Annotated in this window: 15 protein-coding genes and 1 tRNA gene; 4 read left to right on the top strand and 12 right to left on the bottom strand. The window is 71.6% G+C overall.

Annotation, left to right across the window (positions count from 1 at the left end; translation table 11 throughout):
• Positions 1-111 precede the first annotated feature (111 nt).
• The 9 genes from ACWEN0_RS49615 to ACWEN0_RS49575 form a co-directional block, all read right to left on the bottom strand.
• Positions 112-699, bottom strand: a complete 588-nt coding sequence (locus ACWEN0_RS49615; protein WP_451988744.1) for a UbiX family flavin prenyltransferase — start codon at positions 697-699, stop codon at positions 112-114.
• Positions 692-1,846: a Rieske 2Fe-2S domain-containing protein gene (locus ACWEN0_RS49610; protein ID WP_451988743.1), complete on the bottom strand. Its 1,155-nt coding sequence runs from the start codon at positions 1,844-1,846 to the stop codon at positions 692-694. The genes ACWEN0_RS49615 and ACWEN0_RS49610 overlap by 8 nt, the downstream gene beginning before the upstream one ends.
• A complete protein-coding gene (locus ACWEN0_RS49605; RefSeq protein ID WP_451988742.1) occupies positions 1,843-3,207 on the bottom strand; it encodes a M20 family metallopeptidase in 1,365 nt (454 codons plus the stop codon). The genes ACWEN0_RS49610 and ACWEN0_RS49605 overlap by 4 nt, the downstream gene beginning before the upstream one ends.
• Entirely contained in the window at positions 3,204-4,067 is an 864-nt protein-coding gene (locus ACWEN0_RS49600) for a VOC family protein (protein WP_451988741.1), read from the bottom strand. Before ACWEN0_RS49600 ends, ACWEN0_RS49605 begins: the two co-directional genes overlap by 4 nt.
• A gap of 20 nt (positions 4,068-4,087) precedes the next feature.
• The gene (locus ACWEN0_RS49595) at positions 4,088-4,957 is read right to left on the bottom strand and encodes an alpha/beta fold hydrolase (RefSeq protein WP_451988740.1); all 870 of its coding nucleotides are present in this window, start codon (positions 4,955-4,957) and stop codon (positions 4,088-4,090) included.
• A 49-nt stretch (positions 4,958-5,006) separates the two neighbouring features.
• Positions 5,007-5,085 (bottom strand) — tRNA-Trp (locus ACWEN0_RS49590).
• Between the two features lie 56 nt (positions 5,086-5,141).
• A complete protein-coding gene (locus ACWEN0_RS49585) occupies positions 5,142-6,209 on the bottom strand; it encodes an NAD(P)/FAD-dependent oxidoreductase (protein WP_451988739.1) in 1,068 nt (355 codons plus the stop codon).
• Positions 6,209-7,279 (bottom strand): hypothetical protein, encoded by a 1,071-nt coding sequence (locus ACWEN0_RS49580; protein ID WP_451988738.1) that lies wholly within the window; start codon positions 7,277-7,279, stop codon positions 6,209-6,211. Before ACWEN0_RS49580 ends, ACWEN0_RS49585 begins: the two co-directional genes overlap by 1 nt.
• Before the next feature lie 14 nt (positions 7,280-7,293).
• On the bottom strand, positions 7,294-8,253 hold the full coding sequence (locus ACWEN0_RS49575) for a hypothetical protein (protein WP_451988737.1): 960 nt from the start codon (positions 8,251-8,253) through the stop codon (positions 7,294-7,296).
• A gap of 235 nt (positions 8,254-8,488) precedes the next feature.
• Here ACWEN0_RS49575 and ACWEN0_RS49570 point away from each other — a divergent pair, with 235 nt between their 5' ends.
• On the top strand, positions 8,489-9,550 hold the full coding sequence (locus ACWEN0_RS49570; protein WP_451988736.1) for an LLM class flavin-dependent oxidoreductase: 1,062 nt from the start codon (positions 8,489-8,491) through the stop codon (positions 9,548-9,550).
• Between the two features lie 71 nt (positions 9,551-9,621).
• Here the strand turns inward: ACWEN0_RS49570 and ACWEN0_RS49565 are convergent, their stop codons facing one another.
• Entirely contained in the window at positions 9,622-10,284 is a 663-nt protein-coding gene (locus ACWEN0_RS49565; RefSeq protein ID WP_451988735.1) for a GOLPH3/VPS74 family protein, read from the bottom strand.
• Between the two features lie 320 nt (positions 10,285-10,604).
• Here ACWEN0_RS49565 and ACWEN0_RS49560 point away from each other — a divergent pair, with 320 nt between their 5' ends.
• A complete protein-coding gene (locus ACWEN0_RS49560) occupies positions 10,605-12,197 on the top strand; it encodes a beta-N-acetylhexosaminidase (RefSeq protein WP_451988734.1) in 1,593 nt (530 codons plus the stop codon).
• Positions 12,182-12,934 (top strand): class I SAM-dependent methyltransferase, encoded by a 753-nt coding sequence (locus tag ACWEN0_RS49555; protein WP_451988733.1) that lies wholly within the window; start codon positions 12,182-12,184, stop codon positions 12,932-12,934. Before ACWEN0_RS49560 ends, ACWEN0_RS49555 begins: the two co-directional genes overlap by 16 nt.
• Positions 12,935-12,987: 53 nt before the next feature.
• Here ACWEN0_RS49555 and ACWEN0_RS49550 read toward each other — a convergent pair whose 3' ends face one another.
• Entirely contained in the window at positions 12,988-14,400 is a 1,413-nt protein-coding gene (locus ACWEN0_RS49550; RefSeq protein ID WP_451988732.1) for an AMP-binding protein, read from the bottom strand.
• Positions 14,400-15,530, bottom strand: coding sequence for an acyl-CoA dehydrogenase family protein (locus tag ACWEN0_RS49545; protein ID WP_451988731.1), 1,131 nt, complete (start codon positions 15,528-15,530; stop codon positions 14,400-14,402). The genes ACWEN0_RS49550 and ACWEN0_RS49545 overlap by 1 nt, the downstream gene beginning before the upstream one ends.
• Before the next feature lie 86 nt (positions 15,531-15,616).
• Here ACWEN0_RS49545 and ACWEN0_RS49540 point away from each other — a divergent pair, with 86 nt between their 5' ends.
• Positions 15,617-16,783: a macrolide family glycosyltransferase gene (locus ACWEN0_RS49540; protein WP_451988730.1), complete on the top strand. Its 1,167-nt coding sequence runs from the start codon at positions 15,617-15,619 to the stop codon at positions 16,781-16,783.
• Positions 16,784-16,815 lie beyond the last annotated feature (32 nt).

Here is a 16,815-nt window from a genome sequence, read left to right as displayed (position 1 = left end):
CACCCCCCCACACCAAAATCTGATCAATTTAGAACCCCAAAAAGTAATAGGGGAGGGGTGCGGGCGACCTTCCACCAAAGCGAAAGGCCCCTTCCGGCGGAAGGGGCCTTTTCACTGGGCCGCGGGACCGTGCCAGCGTCCGACCAGCTCGTCCGGCGGTGTGATCCCCAGCAGGTCGCAGAGCCGCCCCACCTGGTGGTCGACCAGGTCGCCCAACGACTTCGGGCGGCCGTAGAACGCGGGCATCAGCGGCGCGATGATCCCGCCCATCTCGGTCACCTGGGTCATCGCCCGCAGGTGCCCCAGGTGCAATGGCGTCTCGCGCAACGCGACCACGAGCTTCCGCCGCTCCTTCAGCGTCACGTCGGCCGCCCGCACCAGCAGGCTGTCGTTCTGCGACCAGACGATGGCCCCGAGCGAACGCACCGAGCACGGCAGCACGACCATGGCGTCGATCGGGAACGACCCGCTCGAGATCGGCGCGGCGATGTCACCGGGCCGGTAGGTGAAATCGGCCAGGGACGCGACCGACGCAGGCGTCCAGTCCGTCTCGAAGGAGATCGTCTGCCGGGCCGCCGGCGTGACGACCAGGTGCGTCTCGACCTCCGGCATCCCCTTGAGGATCTCCAGCAGCCGGATGCCGTAGATCGCGCCGCTGGAGCCGGACATCCCGACCACCAGCCGGAACGGCTCAGTCATGCTTCGCCCGCCTCCGCTCGGCCTGCTGCTCCTTGACCACCTCGACCGGGCTGCGCCGGGCCTCCTCCTCGACCAGCTTCCGCCACTCGGTCAGCGAGACGTCCGGGCGGTACAGCCGTTCCGGCGGGGCGTCGGTGACCTCGACCATCAGGCGGTCCTCGTCGTTGAACATGCCGTGGAACACCCAGCGGGCCCACGTCCAGTAGTAGAACCAGAACTTCCGGTTGCGCCACTTGCCCTTGCTCATCACGGCGAGCTGGACGTACGTGTGGTCCTCCGCGGTCGCGGCCACCCACCACTCGAAGTGCGACCACTCCTCGTACTTCACCCGCAACGTGCCCGGCAGCCGCAGCGACACCTTCGTCTTGTTGCCTTCGCGCCGGCGGTACCACTTCTTCTTCGGGAAGTCGCCGAGGCCGGGGAACGAGGCGCTGTAGTGCATCTTGTCCTTGCGGCGGGTGATCCACGGCCCGTCACGGATCACCTTCATCTCGCTCCACACCGGCATCTTGACGCGCTTGGTCCAAAGAGCGTTGCGGTGCAGCCATTTCGCGTGCCCGTCGTCGAAGCCGTTCTCCGCGCCGAAGCGCCAGTTGCCGTCCCGCACGGTGATGCGGCCGACCACCAGGGCGGCCGGGTCGAGCAGTTCCTCCGGGACGTCGTCGGCGAGCGGGCGCGCCGGGCCGTCGCCCAGCCACAGCCAGACCAGGCCCCGCGCTTCTTCGACCGGGTACGTGCGCACGGTGACCTTGCCGCAGATCGGCGACTCCGGGCCGTCGGTGATCGCCGCGACCAGCACGCCCGTCTCCAGGTCGAACGTCCATCCGTGGTAGCAGCAGCTCCACGTGCCGGGGAACTCCTGCGACGACATCTCGTGGCTCAGCGGGACCCCGCGGTGCGGGCACCGGTCGTGCAGCGCGCGGACCGCGCCGCCGTCGCGCACGAGCATGATCTGCTCGCCGAGCACCTTGATCGCCCGCGGCTTGCGGCCCACCTTCCGCGACCACGCCACGGGGTACCAGTACTCGCGGAACCCGAGCGCGGCCGCCTCGTACCGCGGCCAGGTGGACCAGTCGCGGCGGCCGGGGCCGCCGATGTTCGCCTGCCTCCGTGCCGGGCGGACGTCGTTGTCGACGGTGTCGGTCATCTGTTGTCTCCTCGGCTGCTCGCGGGCGGTTCACGCAGTTCGGCGCGCTGCCGGGTGGTCACGTCCACCACGACGCCGACCAGCAGGTCGACCAGCCGGCGCATGGCGGGCAGGTCCGCGACCCCCATGGAAAACCCTTCGAACGGGCTCGGTTCGGCCGCCGGGGGCAGGCCGATCCGCGCGGTCGGGATGCCGTGGCGGCGCAGCACGCCGCCGTCGGACAGGCCGCTGCCCGGCTTGCCCGGGACGTGCGGCCGGCCTTCGACGTCTTCCCAGGCCCGGATCAGCCGGGTCACCACCGGGCTGTCCGGCGATGTGGCCGAACCGGCCTGGCCGGCCACGAGCTCGACCTCGACGTCCACGGCGGGCTCGGCCGCGCGCAGCTCGGCGACGACCGCCTCGAACTGCCCGGCCACGTCGTTGACCGTGGTGCGCGGGTTGACCCGCAGGTCGACCCAGAACTCGCAGGTCGCCGGGTTGAACGCCGGCTTGGTGCCGTCGCCGGCCCGGATCGCGGTGACCGCGCCCTGCGGCGCGACCTGCCCGGACGAGTTGCGCGCGGTGTACTCGGCGAACCAGCTTTCCAGCGAGCCGACCATCCGCGCGGCCGCGACGATCGCGTTGCTGTAGTGGCCCTTGTGCCGGCTGCCGGTGTAGCCGACCGAACCGCGCACGACGACGCGGAAGATCGCGAACCCGACCTCTTCGTGCACGACCGAGTAGCCCGGCTTGAGCACGATCGCCAGGTCCGAGGAGCACTGGCCGTGGTCCATCAGGAACTGGGTGCCGACGTGCATGCCCGAGTTGCGCCGCGACGACAGCTCCCCGGCCAGCACCGGCATGCTGCCGCCGACCAGCGCGACGACCAGCTGCCCGTCGAGCGGGACGCCGGAGCGGTGCACGGCGAGCGCGGCGGCCAGCGCGCAGCCGGCGAACGCCTTGGGGTTCTCCGCGCCGAGCCCGACGATCTTGTCGCCGAACCGCTGCGCGGGCAGCGTGAAGTCGGGCCGGGGCCGCTCCCCCAGCCAGGGCGCGTCCTCCGGCCCGGGCGCGAACGCGGTGTCCAGCGGCGCCAGCAGGAGCAGCTGCGCGCCCGCCCGGCCGGTGCCGACGCGGGTGACGAGGTTGGCCTGGCGCTCGTCGATCGCCTGCAGCCGGCTGTCGAGCCCCGCCGACGTCATCACGTCGCGGAAGTACTCGGCCAGCTCGCGCTCGCAGCCGGTCGGGCTGGGGATGTCGGTGGCCGCCTGGCACAGCAGGGCCAGCTCGTCTTCGTCGACCTCGGCGCGGGCGGCCTTGACCCACTCCCGCTGCCAGCCGGACAGCTTCGTGATGTCCGGGTCGAGGGCGTCCGGCGTCATGACGTCTTGATCTCGGTGCCGGTCACGTGGTGGTGGCCCCACAGGCTGGTCGGCCCGGCCAGCTGGCGCGTCGACCAGTCGGCGGTGTCGACGTCCATGCCGTCCCAGCCGTACTCGATCTCCCAGCCCGACGGCGTCTCGAGGTAGAACGAGACGGCCCGGTCGTTGGTGTGCCTGCCGAGCGTGCGGGTGACGATGCCGCGGTCGAAGGCGACGTCGATGGTCGTGCCGACGTCGTCGAGCGTGGTCGTCTCCAGCATGATGTGCCGCAGGCCGGGCTCGTCGGTCTCCACCAGCGCGATGGAGTGGTGGCGCGGATTGCAGTGCAGGAACGCGATGAAGCCCTTGAAGGTGTCGCTGACCCCGAAGCCGAGCGTGTCGACCAGGAACGCCAGCGTCTCGGCGTAGTTCTTCACGCCCACGACGGCGTGGCCCATCCCGTGCTCTCCGGTGCGGTAGCCGGTGAGCGTCCGGGTCAGGCGCAACGGCCGGAAGTCGGCTTCCTGGCCGTAGCACAGCTCGTGCCGCAGGCCCGACGGGTCTTCGAGCCAGGCCATGCCCGCGACGCGCCGGTCGGCGCACTCGGCGGCCGTCGCCCGGGTGACCGCCGCACCGGCGGACGTCAGCTCGTGCTCGAGCGCGGCCAGGTCGGCGGCGCTCGCCACCTCCCAGCCCAGCCAGGTCAGCGCCTCGGCGTCGCCGGCGCGGATGTCGAAGCGGTAGGCGCGCTCGTCCATGCGGAGCAGCAGGCGGTCGTCCCCGCGCTCTCCCGGGAGTCCCAGGACCTCCGCGCCGAACTCCGCCCACGCCGGCAGGTCTCTTGTGGACAGTCCGACGTAGGCGAGACTGCGGATGCGCATGGGGTTCGTCCTCCTGCTGGTCACTCCGCACTGCCCAGGAAGCCGAGGACCACGCGGTCGTGCTCCTCGGGCTGCTCCCACTGGGGCCAGTGCGCGGCGTCGGCGACACAGTGGAAGGCCGCGCCGGGGATGAGTTTCGCGATCCGGCGGCCCACGTCGGGCCCGCTGCCGGGGTTGTGGTCCGACCACAGCACCAGCGTCGGCACGCTCACCGCCGCGAGCCGGTCCTCGGAGATCCGGCGGTTCGGCCCGGAGCCGAACCCGAAGGAGTTCTCGAACACCGTGCGCAGCGCGGCGTTCGTCGCCGGCTCGGCGTAGATGCGGCGGCGGACCTCGACCAGCTCGTCGGTGACGCGGTCGGGGGTGGCCATCAGCCATTCCAGCCGGGTGCGGATCGTCTCCGGCGTCGGGTTCTCGATGGCGGCCAGCGACCGGGCACGCAGGGCCTCGCGCCCTTCGGCGGGCCGCTCGTTCACCGAGCCCGCCGCCCACTTGATGCCCGCGGTGGTGTTGAGCACCAGCTTCCCGACGCGCTCGGGGTGCTCCAACGCGAGCGTCAGGGCGACCCAGCCGCCGAGCGACTCACCCTCGATGTGCGCGCGCTCGATGCCTTGCGAGTCCAGGAGGTCGAGCACCTGCTCGACGTACGTCCCGACGGCGTCGTGGGTGAACTCCGGCTTGGCGGAGCAGCCGTGCCAGAGCAGGTCCACCGCCATCGCCCGGTAGTGCCCGCCGAGCCGGTTGACGTTGCGCGCGTAGGCCTCGGCGTGCCCGCCGACGCCGTGCAGCAGCACGAGCGCCTCGCCGTCACCGGATTCGATGACGCGGGTGCGGTACTTTTCGCCGAGGTAATGGGACTGGCTGCCCAGCAGGTCGGTCCAGATGGTCACCTCGGTCACTCCCAACGGGTCGGCGGGCCCGGCCGGGACCGGTGTTTCGTGGCAGGGGCGGCAGGACTCGAACCTGCAACCGTCGGTGTTGGAAACCGCTGCTCTGGCCAATTGAGAGCTACACCCCTTCGCGACCGGTTTCCCGGTGCGAGATCATTGTGCGACGGAACTTTTGGGGAAGTTCCTAGCTTGCCGTCACGGCGAACCGGTCCGGCGTGAAAACGTCGACCAGCGGGTCGGGCGCGCCGTCGACGATGCGGGCCGCCAGTGCCTTGCCGAACAGCGGTGCCAGGGTCACCCCGGCGCTGGCGACGGCCTCGTAGTACCCCGGCACGGCCGACAACGGCCCCACGCTCGGCAGTTCGTCCCGCGCGCACCGCGCGTCGACCACCTCGGCCGCGCGGACGGTCGCCGTGCCCAGCAGCGGCACCACCTTCGCCGCCCGGTCCAGCAGGTCCTTCACGAACTCCGGGTCGGGCGTCCCCGACCGCGGGGGCAGCCCGCGGTCGACGCGGTCCGAGCGCAGGACCACCCGCCCGGGCCCGTCCGGGCGGATGCTGACCTCGGGCGCGCGCAGGATGTACTCGAGCGGGTCGCCGTCGACGAGCAGGTGGGCGATCAGGCTGCGCCGCGGCGCCCCGAGGAACGGGCGGGCGCCGGCCAGGGCGCCGATCTCGTCCGCGGCCGAACCGGTGGCGTTGACCACGACGTCGGCCTCGATCCGGCGGCCGTCCGCGAGGCCGACCCCGCCCGACACCGACGTCACCTCGGCGGTCAGGTCCAGCGTGGCCCCGAGGGAGACCGCCTGGTCCAGGAGGTGGCGGGTGAAGGCGACCGCGTCGATCCAGCCCTCGGCCGGCAGGAAGGCGACCGGTCCCGCCGACGGCAGGACCACCGACGAGCCGTCCGGGACCTGCCGCTCGACCGGGCAGCCCCACTCTTCGAGCTGGGCGAGGTAGCCGGTGAACGACTCGTCGTCGGTCCACGCCACCGTCCCGGTGCGGTGCCACCAGGGCGCGGAGTCCCCGGCCAGCGCCGTGTGCTCGTCGATGCCGGCCTGGTTCAGCTCGAAGTAGGCCTTGGGGAAGCGCCGGTAGGCCGTCGCCGTGGCGAACCCGACCTCCGTGGTGCCGGCGGCGGGCCGGTCCGCGCGGTCGACGCAGTGCACGCGCGCCCCGCGCTTCGCGAGGTGGTAGGTCACCGCGGCGCCGATGACCCCGGCGCCGATCACGACCACCTTCGGCGTGGCCATCAGTAGAGGCCTTCCGGCGCGGCCTGGCTCACCTGCAGGGGGCGGACGTTGTAGACGCCGTCCACCGGCCACTCGCCCTTGGTGTCGTAGCGGGTCGCCTCGTCGCGCTCCAGCAGGTTCGGCAGGAAGAGGTCTTCGTGGAGCACGGTCAGCTTCAACTGTCCATTGTCGACGTTCACGCGGAAGTCCGAAGGGTCCACAACGGACATCGTCACCTGCGGGTACGTCGGCGCGTAAGGGAGGATCGCGCCGCCGTCCTCGGGGTGCAGGCTCACGGCGTTGCCGAAGGTGTTGCCGTAGCCCGACCGCACGAGCCCGCCGTCCAGCGCCTTGACGAAGTCCTGGTACATCCGCGGGCTCATGTGCGTGCCGCCGAGCCGGACGCCGTCGAGCGCGGCGACCAGCTCGGGGTGCCGCGCGATCAGCTTCTGCAGCAACGCGGGTGTCGTGTTGAGGTAGTGGACGTGCTGCGAGCGCAGGATGTCGACGATCTGGCCGAGCACGTGGTCGGTGTACTCCCCCAGTTCCTTCATCTTGCCGGCGCGGATGAGCTGCTTGATCCACCGGGGGTCCATGTCGATGCCGTAGACGAGCCCGGCCAGCTGCTCGGACAGCTCGATCGCGCCGTTGCCGATCTGGTGCGGCCCGCTCGGCGTCGCCTGCAGCCAGGTCCGGCCCGCCTGGTAGCCGTCGAAGAGGTACGACCAGCGGCGCCACTCGACGCGGTGGGTCATCATGTCTTCGGTGTAGAACACCCGCACGGGGTCGCCGGTGGTGCCGCCGGACTCCCAGACGCGGCCGGTCAGCGGGCGCGGGACGATGCGCGGCACCAGGTCGCCGGGGTCCATGCCGCGCAGGTCGCCGGGCGGGAACGGGCCGAACTCGGCGAGCTGGTCGTAGCGCGTGATGTCCCTCGGGTCGAAGGACAGCTCGGTCGCCCGCTTCAGCCAGTACGGGCTGCCGAGCTCCGGGTTGAAGTGCCGCCGCACCACGTGCCGCGTCCACGCGTCGAGGTCGAGGGACAACCAGTGGTCGGTCAGGCTGGCACGTTCGTGCGTGCGGGTGCTCACGGTCTCTCCTTGCTTCACGGGGCGACGAGGTCGACGGCGTAGTCGTAGATCGCGGTCATGGCTTCGGTGACGTGGTGCGGCTCGGTGATGCGCACGACGGGGAACGGGAAGTCGAGCACGCCGGCGGGCAGCGTCGGCCCGAGCACGAAGGCGAGCCGGACCCCCTGGGCCTTCATCCCGGCGCACACGTGCGGCAGGCTCATCGTGGTGGTCTTGTTGCGCTGGAACAGATCGCGGACCTCGGCCGCCGTCGTCAGCGCGCGTTCCTCGAGGAAGGAGCACACCGGGATCCGCGGGTCGGTGACCGGCATGGCCGCCACGGTCGGCGCCATGAAGTCCGTCGCGTACTGGCGCAGCGGGGAGTGCACCGCGAACGGCTGGCCGTCGATGACGCTGATCATGCCGGGCGGGCTCTGCGCGACCAGCTTTTCGAGGGCCTCGGCCGTGCCGCTGAGCATGAGCAGCCGGGCGGTCCCGTTCGCCAGCACCCCGAAGTCGCCGCCGAGGTACACGCCGGGCCGCCGGGCGCCGTAGTAGAACGTCGGGTCCTCGGTGACCGGGAGGAACGCGATGGCCGCGCCCTGGGCCGGCGGTGGCGGGTCGGGCACGGGCGTCTTCGCTTCGCGCAGCAGCAGGTCGAACAGCATCCGGCGGTCGACCGCGCCGGCCACCGAGCTCGCGATCAGCCCGCCGAGGCTGATCCCGCCCGCGACACCGGGGTGGACGCCGGACTCGGCGAGCACGTCGTGGATGCCCAGCGCCAGCGCGGCCAGGCGGGTGCCGGCCAGGCTGAACCGGTCGTGGTCGCCGCGGGGCTCGAACTCGCCGCGCAGCAGGGTGCGCGGTTCGAGGCCGGTCCAGTCGCGGAACTCTTCGTAGGTCCGGCGCATGGCCGGGTACGCCTCGTACAGGTTCGCGCCGTGCTCCGGGTCGGGATCGGAGATGTTCGCGCCGAAGAGATACCCCAGAGTCACCGAATTCCCCTAACGAACGTTTCCGAGCGGCTGCCGCGACGCTACGCACCCCCTTGCGCGCGGAACCGGGCTAGCATGGGGGCTCTAGGCGATTCCTCAGCTCCGGGCGCGGGACTCTTTAAGAGTTCCCCCAGGGTTGGCTTGCTAGGGCGGCTATCGCGCGTCCGCCCGGTGGGAAAAAGCTGGCAGCCGGCCCGTCCAGGCTCGTCACCCTATTCGCCGGAGGTATCAGAACGTGGAGTATGGCGTCTCGCTGTTGCCGGACTGCGACCCGGAGACCACGACCGCCTCGCAGTACTTCCAGGATGTGCTGCAGGTCAGTGTGCTCGCCGATCAGCTCGGCCTGAACTACGTCAAGATGACCGAGCACTACCTGCGCTCCTACGGCGGATATTCCCCCAGCCCGCTGGCTTTCCTGTCGGCCGTGGCCGCGCGCACCGAGTCGATCCGCCTGATGACCGGCGGCATCCAGGCCTCCTTCCACCACCCCATCCAGATCGCCGCGCACGCGGCCCAGGTCGACGTGATGAGCGGCGGCCGCCTGGACGTCGGCTTCGCGCGGGCCTTCCTGCCGTACGAGTTCGAGGCCTTCGGCGTCGACATGGACACCAGCCGAGAGCGGTTCCTCGCCACGATCGAAGCCGTCGTGCGGCTGTGGCGCGAAACGGACGTCACCGAGAAGACGCCGTTCTTCGAGTACGAGAACGCGAATTCGCTGCCGGCCCCGGTGCAGCAGCCCGGCCCGCCCGTGTGGGTGGCCGCGCTGGCGACCCCGGCGAGCTTCGACTGGACCGGCCGCAAGGGCTTCAACCTGCTGATCAGCTCGACCCAGCTGAACGAGATGGCCCGCAAGCGCGAGTACGTCGAGCTGTACCGCACCGCGTTCCTCGAGGAGCACGGCGATTCCGGCCGCAAGCCGAAGTTCGCGGTGAGCATCCCGCTGCTGATCGCGGACACCGACGAAGGGGCCCGCGACCTGGCCGTGCCGTTCATGGTGAAGTCGTTCAACGCCTTCAAGGAGGCGATCCTCTCCTGGCACAACGTCGAATCGCCCGCGTACGAGGGCTACACCGCGATGGCGCGGCAGATGGCGAGCTTCGACCTGGAGACGGACGGCCTGGAGGCCAAGGCCGTCGTCGGCTCGCCCGACACGGTGCTGGGCCGGATCGAAGAGGTCCGCGACGTGCTCGGCCCCGACGTCATCCTGTGGAACCTCGACTTCGGCGGCCAGTCGGCCGAGACCATGTCCCGGACGCTGACCCTGTTCGCGGACAAGGTGATGCCCGCGCTCGGATGACCCCTCCCCAGGGGCGGAAGCGAAAGGACCCGGCGGCCGCGAGGCCACCGGGTCCTTTCGTCGGTGCGGCGTCAGCCGCTGAAGCCGAGGCCGCCCTGGGCGGCGATCATCGTGAGGCGGATGCCGCGCAGCGCCTTCTCCAGGCCGGGCGCGACCTCGCCGACGCGGTCGGTCAGCTCCTCGATGCGGTCCTTGTACTCGCCCTTGCTCTCCTTGCGCGTCACCACGCTCGGGACCGTGCCGGCGGCGGCGAGCGCGACGAGCGCGGCGTCGTCCGCGCCGATCTCGGCGGCCGGGGTCGAGCCGTGCAGCACCTCGACGGCGTGCTCCTGCAGCGCCTTCGCGATGGCGGGGTCGGTGACGGTCACGTGCGTCTTCGGCACGACGCCGAGGACCTTCTTCTCCTCGACCGTCAGGAGCTTCTGCTCGACGAGCTGCTCCTCGATGTCGTCGAGGGTCTCCTTGTAGTCGTGGCGGATCCACGACTTCCAGCTGCGCTTCTCGTTGCCGATCTGCGCCAGCAGCTTGTCCAGCACCGGGTCGCCGGTCGGGTCCGCCTTGACCAGCACGGCGTCGCCGTCTTCGTCGGCGATGTTGCCGCGCAGCGCCAGCTCGGTCAGCACGCCGGCGCGGGTCAGGAACGCGGTGCGGGTGCGGTCGTAGAGGTCTTCCTTCTCGATGTCGTAGGCGAGGAGGTAGGCACGGTAGTGGACGGCGGTCGGCGTGTCGGTCATGTCGGTCACCCGTTTCTGTGTCGGTCGTCGGTACGGGCCGGGATCCCCGCGTCCGGCCGGATTTCCCCCTGGCGGACGCGCCTGGCATTGCGTACTACCCGATCTTGGCGGATCGAACCCTCGCGAAAAACGGCCAAAGGTTGACAGTCGGTGACGGAAGGTTGTCGGCTCACAACCTTAGTTGTTCCGGCGAGCCCGCCGGCCCGGCCTTAGCAGTCTGCCTAGAGGTCGGCCGATCGGGTGGACCCGCGGGCGGTGGGCCGGTTAAGAGAAAGGGGCCAGTGTCTTTCTTCCGCCACACTATCCGCAATGGACGGCTCATGACCGCTCGAAGTGTCAAGCGTGGGGTGCTGCTCCTCTCCCTCCTCGGCCTGATCGCCCCGGCGGTGCCCGCCGGCGCCGCCCCGCGGCCCGCCGCGGCCGTGTCGGCCCTGCAGCAGATCGTGCCCGCCCCGGTGTCGGTGACCGCGGACCCGGCCGTGAGCTACCGGCTCGGCGCCGCGACGACCGTGTTCACCTCCGCCGGCGCCGACGCGCGCCAGGTCGGCGACTACCTCGCCGGGCTGCTGCGCCCGGCGACCCGGCTGCCGGTCCCCGTGGTGCCCGTCGGGCCGTGGCTGCCCAGGACGCTGCCCGGCATCTCGCTGCTGCTCGGCGGGGCGGACCTCCGCGTCGGCGACGAGGGCTACCAGCTCGACACCTCCGCGACCGGCGTGACCATCCGGGCGGCGAAGCCCGCCGGGCTGTTCAACGGCGTGCAGACGCTGCGCCAGCTGCTGCCCGCCTCGCTCACCGGGACGCTCACGGTGCCCGGCGGCCACATCCTCGACTACCCGCGCTACGCCTACCGCGGCGCGATGCTCGACGTCGCCCGGCACTTCCTGCCGGTGGCGGACGTGAAGAAGTACCTCGACGACATCGCGCTGTACAAGGTCAACAACCTGCACCTCCACCTCACCGACGACCAGGGCTGGCGGCTGCAGATCGACGGCTGGCCGAACCTGACGGCCAAGGGCGCGAGCACCGGCTCGGGCGGCGGTGCCGGTGGCTTCTACACCCAGGCCCAGTACCGCGACATCGTCTCCTACGCCCAGAGCCGGCACATCACGATCGTGCCGGAGGTCGACATGCCGTCGCACTTCGGCGCCGCGCTGGCGTCGTACGCCGAGCTCAACTGCGACGGCGTCGCGGGGCCGGTCTACACCGGGCTCACCCCCGCGCCGCGGTCGGACCTGTGCGTGACCAAGCCGGTCACCTACAAGTTCATCAACGACGTGCTCACGCAGGTCGCGGCGCTGACCCCGGGCGACTACCTCGACGTCGGCGGCGACGAGATCCAGGACCTCGACGACGCGCAGTACACGGCGTTCATGGCGAAGATCGCGCCGATGGTGGCCAAGCTCGGCAAGAAGCTGCTGGGCTGGGCGGAGATGCTGACGGCGACCCCGCCGAAGGGCGCGACCGGCGAGTTCTGGATCTACGACGGCACCCAGAACGAGGTCGGCCAGGCCAGCCAGAAGGGCGCCAAGCTGATCATGGCGCCGTGCGTCTACACCTACCTGGACATGAAGTACGCCCCCGGTGTCCCGGCGGACACCGGCCTCGACTGGGCCGGGACCATCAGCGTCCAGGCGGCGTACGGCTGGGACCCGACGGCGGTGGTGCCGGGCGCGCTGAACGCCAACATCTCGGGCGTCGAAGCTCCCTTGTGGACGGACACCGTGAAGAGCCTGGACGACGTGCAATACCTGGCGTTCCCGCGGCTGCCCGCGATCGCCGAGATCGGCTGGTCCTCGCAGGCGAGCCACGACTGGACGTCGTTCTCGGCGCGGCTGGCCGCGCAGGGCCCGCGCTGGACGGCACTGGGCGTGAAGTACTACGCGGCCCCGGAAATCCCGTGGCCGAAGAACTGACCCGGCGGGAGAAGCCCACCATGGCGAACAAGGACGGGCAGGTCTGGGAGGCCTACTGGAAGGACCTCCCGGACCGCGCGGGCGCGGCCTTCTGGGACTGCGCGCCCGCCGAGGGCGCGGCGGCGCACGCGGAGCTGTTCAAGGCCCACTTCGACCCCGCGCTCCCGCTGGTCGACCTGGGCTGCGGCAACGGGACCCAGACGAAGTACCTGGCCGGGCTGTACGACCGGGTCGTCGGGGTGGACATCGCGGAGGCCGCGCTGAACCGGGCGCGGACGGAGAACCCCGCGCCCAACGTCTCGTACGAGCTGCTGGACGTGCTCGACGACACGGCCGTGGCCGCGTTCCGCGCGCGCTACGGCGACGTGAACATCTACCTGTCGGGCGTCATCCACCAGCTGCCGGTGGACCGGCGGGTGACGTGCACGCGCAACCTGGCCGCGCTGGCCGGGGCGCGCGGGTGCGTGTTCAACCAGGAGCTGACCCCGGCGAGCTACACGTACATGCAGCAGCTGATCGCCGACCCGGCGAACGACCTGCCGAAGCTGGAGCGGGTGTCGATCTACTTCGGCATCGGCCTCCAGCCGGCGGCGGGCGAGGCGGAGCTGGAGACGGTCTACGAGCTGGGCGGCTTCTCCATCGTGGACGGCGGCGAGCTGCTGCTGCGCACCACGGAAACGCTGGCGGACGGCTCGAGCCTGAACCTGCCGACGCACTACGTCATCGCGCGCGGCTGAACACGGAGAAAGGGGCGGTCCCGACCCCGGGACCGCCCTTTTCCCGTCCCGGGTCAGTGCGCGGCGGCCAGCTTGGCGCGGTCGGTCTTGCCGTTCGCCGTGCGGGGCAGTTCCGCCGCCGTGACGACCTCGTCGACGATCATGTACTTCGGCAGGTGGGCCGCGCAGTGGGCCTTCATCCCCAGCAGCGTCACGCGCTCGCCGGGACGCGGGACGACCACCGCGCGCAGCCGCGCGTCGATGCCCGCGCCCGCAACCACCACCGCCACCTCGGCGACCGCCGGGTGCCGGGCCAGGGCCGTCTCGACCTCGCCCAGCTCGATCCGGTGGCCGCGCAGCTTGACCATCGCGTCGCGGCGGCCGGCGTACTCCAGCTCGCCCGCCGCGTCGTACCGGCCGAGGTCGCCCGTGTGGTAGCCGCCGAGCTGCGGGGCCGCGCCCCAGTAGCCGAGCATGACCGTCGGACCCTCGACGACGATCTCGCCGTCCGCCAGCGTCAGCGTCGCGCCCGAGCACGCCCGCCCGATCGGCAGGGCGCCGGTCCGCGAGAGATCGGCAGAGGTCACCTCGTAGCTCGTGACGACGTTCGTCTCGGTCGGGCCGTACCAGTTGAACAGCCGCGCCTCCGGCCACGCGCGGCGCAGCGCCTGGACCCCGGCGATCGGGAACGGCTCCCCGGCGAACACGCAGACCCGCAAGGACGCCGGAGCGGGCCGGTCCAGCAGCCCGCCGTGCCGCATCATCAGCACCAGCGCCGAGGGCACCGAGTACCAGACGGTGATGCCGCGGCCGTGCAGGAAGTCCGTCAGCTCCGCGGGTGAGTAGGACAGGTCCGAACCCGCCAGGTCCACCGAGGCCCCGGCGGAGAACGCGCCGTAGAGGTCGAACACCGACAGGTCGAAGTTGAACGGCGCGTGGTTGGCCAGCCGGTCCCCCGCGTGCAGCCCGGTCTCCGCGACGGCCCATTCCACGAACGCGAGCGCGTTGCGGTGGCTGATCAGGACGCCCTTCGGCGCGCCGGTCGAGCCGGACGTGTAGAGGATGTAGGCGGGCTCGTCCGGGCCGACGCGCTCGGGAACCACCGGACCGTCGCTTGTGGACAGTGCCGCGAACGAGCTGAGCGGGGGCGGGTTCGGGCCCCAGTCGGCCGCCGTGCCGGTGACGACCAGCGCGGGTGTGCAGCTGTCGGCGATGAGCCGCACCCGGGACACCGGGTTGGACGGCGCGACCGGCACGTAGACCGCGCCCAGCCGCAGTACCGCCTGCATGAGCGCCACCACTTCGACGCTCTTCTCCGCCCAGATCAGCACCCGGTCACCGCGGCGGACCCCGGCCGCGCGCAGCCCGGCGGCCTGGCGGGCGGCCAGCTCGTCGAGTTCGCGGTAGGTGACGGTGGTGTCGCCGCAGTGCACGGCCGGGGCGTCCGGAGTGCGCTCGGCGGCGGTGAGGATCAGCTCGTGCAGCATCACAACCCCAGTTCCATCGCGACCAGCTGCCGTTGTACGTCGGAAGCGCCGGAAAAGATCGTCCCGCCGATCGCGTCCCGCAACGCGGCCTCGACGCCGTGCTCGCGCAGGTAGCCCCGGCTGCCGAACAGCTGGACGGCGTCGGTCGCGCTCGCGACCGTCCCTTCGGACACCGCGAGCTTCGACAACGCCGCGAACAGCGTCGCGTCCTCGCCCGCGTCAAGGGCCCAGCACGCCCGGTACAGCAGCAGCCGGGCGCTTTCGGCCCGCAGCTTCATCTCCACGACCCGGTTGGACACCGACTGGAACTCCGCGAGCCGCTTGCCGAACTGGCGGCGGCCGCGCACGTGGTCGCGGCACCGCGCGATCAGCCGGTCCTGCACGCCGAGGTACAGCGCGAAGAGGCAGGCGCGCTCCCAGCCCATCGAGTGCTGGAAGATCGCCGAGCCCTGGCCGGGTTCGCCGAGCACGGCGTCCGCCGGGACGAAGCAGTCGGTGAAGGTGATCTCGCCGGCCACGCAGCCTTCCATGCCCAGCTTGCCGAACGGCTCGCCGCGCGTGATGCCCGGCAGATCGGCGTCGAGCGCGAAGGCCGTGATGCCCCAGTGGCCGGCATCCGGGTCGGTGACCGCGTAGGTGACCAGGACGTCGGCGACCGGGCCGTTGCTGACGAAGCTCTTGACGCCGTTCAGGACGAACCCGCCGTCGACGGCCGTCGCCGTGGTCCGCAGCGCCCCGACGTCCGACCCCGCTTCCGGCTCGGTCATCGCGTTGCCCGCGATCAGGTCTCCGGCGGCGAGGCCGGGCAGCAGCCGCTCGCGCAGGGCCTGCGTGCCGAAGCCGACGATCGGCATCGTGCAGGCGAACAGGTGCGCGGCCGCGCCGAAGACGAGACCGGTGTCCGGACAGCCCTGGCCGGCGGCTTCGAAGACGCGCGCGGTCTCCAGCGCGGTGAGGCCGCCGCCGCCGTGCTCGGCGGGCACGCTGGCGCCCAGGACGCCGAACTTGCCGAGCAGGGCCCACTTCTCGCGGCTGAAGACGTACTCGGGCTCGGCCGGGAACGCCGCCCGCGTGTCGGCCAAGGTCCGGTCGTAGCGCTGCCGCTGGTCCGCGGTCCAGCCGAACTCCATCCGCCACCTCCACGAGTGTCCGCGCCCGAGGCTAACGGCCGGATGTCTGGCGAAATCCCTGAATGCGCGCTGCGACCATGGCCGGTGTGACCCGACACGTCGTGCTCTGCACCCTGCCCGGCCACGGCCACGTGACCCCCGTCCTGGACGTCCTCGGCGAGCTGGTCCGGCGCGGCCACCGGGTCACCGTCGCGACCGGCAGCGCGTTCGCCGGCCGGATCGCGGCGACGGGCGCCCGGCCGCTCGGCTACGACGAGCCGGCCGGCGACCCGGGCTCGCACCGGCTGGCGGCCGCGCTGACCGGCGCGTCCAGCTGCCTGGCGCCGCTGGAGCCGGTGCGGAAGCTGCTGGCGGAAGACCCGCCGGACGTGCTCGCCTTCGACTCGACGATGTGGATCGCGGGCCGGGTGCTCGCCCACGACGTCACCTGCCCGACCGTGCAGCTCTCGGCGTGTTTCGCGTCCAACGAGCACTATTCGCTGCCCGCGCACGTCGCGCGGTACCCGGCTCCCGAGTCCACTGAGGACTCTTACGACTTCCTCGCCGACCTCGAGGCCCTGCTGTCGGCCGAGGCCCCGGGCCGGACGCCGGAGCAGTTCCTCGACGACGGCGGCGACCACAAGCTGGTCCTCATCCCCCGCGGGTTCCAGTACGCGGGCGAGACGTTCGACGAGCGGCACACGTTCACCGGCCCGTGCTTCGGCCCGCAGCGGCCGCTGACGGGCTGGGAACCGCCGTCGAACGGGAACCCGGTGCTGCTGGTCTCCCTGGGCACGTCGGCGTTCAACGACCAGCCGGACTTCTTCCGCCAGTGCGCCCGCGCGTTCGCGGACCTGCCGTGGAACCTGGTGATGACCTTGGGCGGCGGCGTGGATCCCGCGTCGCTGGGAGCGTTGCCCCCGAATGTCGAGGCACGACAGTGGGTCCCGCACCCGGCGGTGCTGCGGCACGCGTCGGCGTTCGTGACGTCGGCGGGCATGGGCAGCGTGATGGAGGCGTTCTACTGCGGGACACCGCTGGTCCTGGTCCCGATGCACGGCGAGCAGGAGGTCAACACGGAGCGGGTGGTGGAGCTGGGCCTCGGCGTCCGGCTCCCGCGCGAGCAGGTGACCCCGGAGTCGGTTCGCGACGCGGTCCTCGCGGTGGCAGCCGACGACGAGATCGGCGCCCGCACGCGGGCCATGCGCGACCACACGCGCGAAGGCGGCGGCGCCGTCACAGCCGCCGACCGCATCCTCGGCATGACGTCGTGAGTGTTCAGGGCGGTCGGATCCGCCCTGAACAC

Source organism: Amycolatopsis sp. NPDC004378 (assembly GCF_053602455.1).
This window is presented reverse-complemented; position numbering and strand designations above follow the sequence as displayed.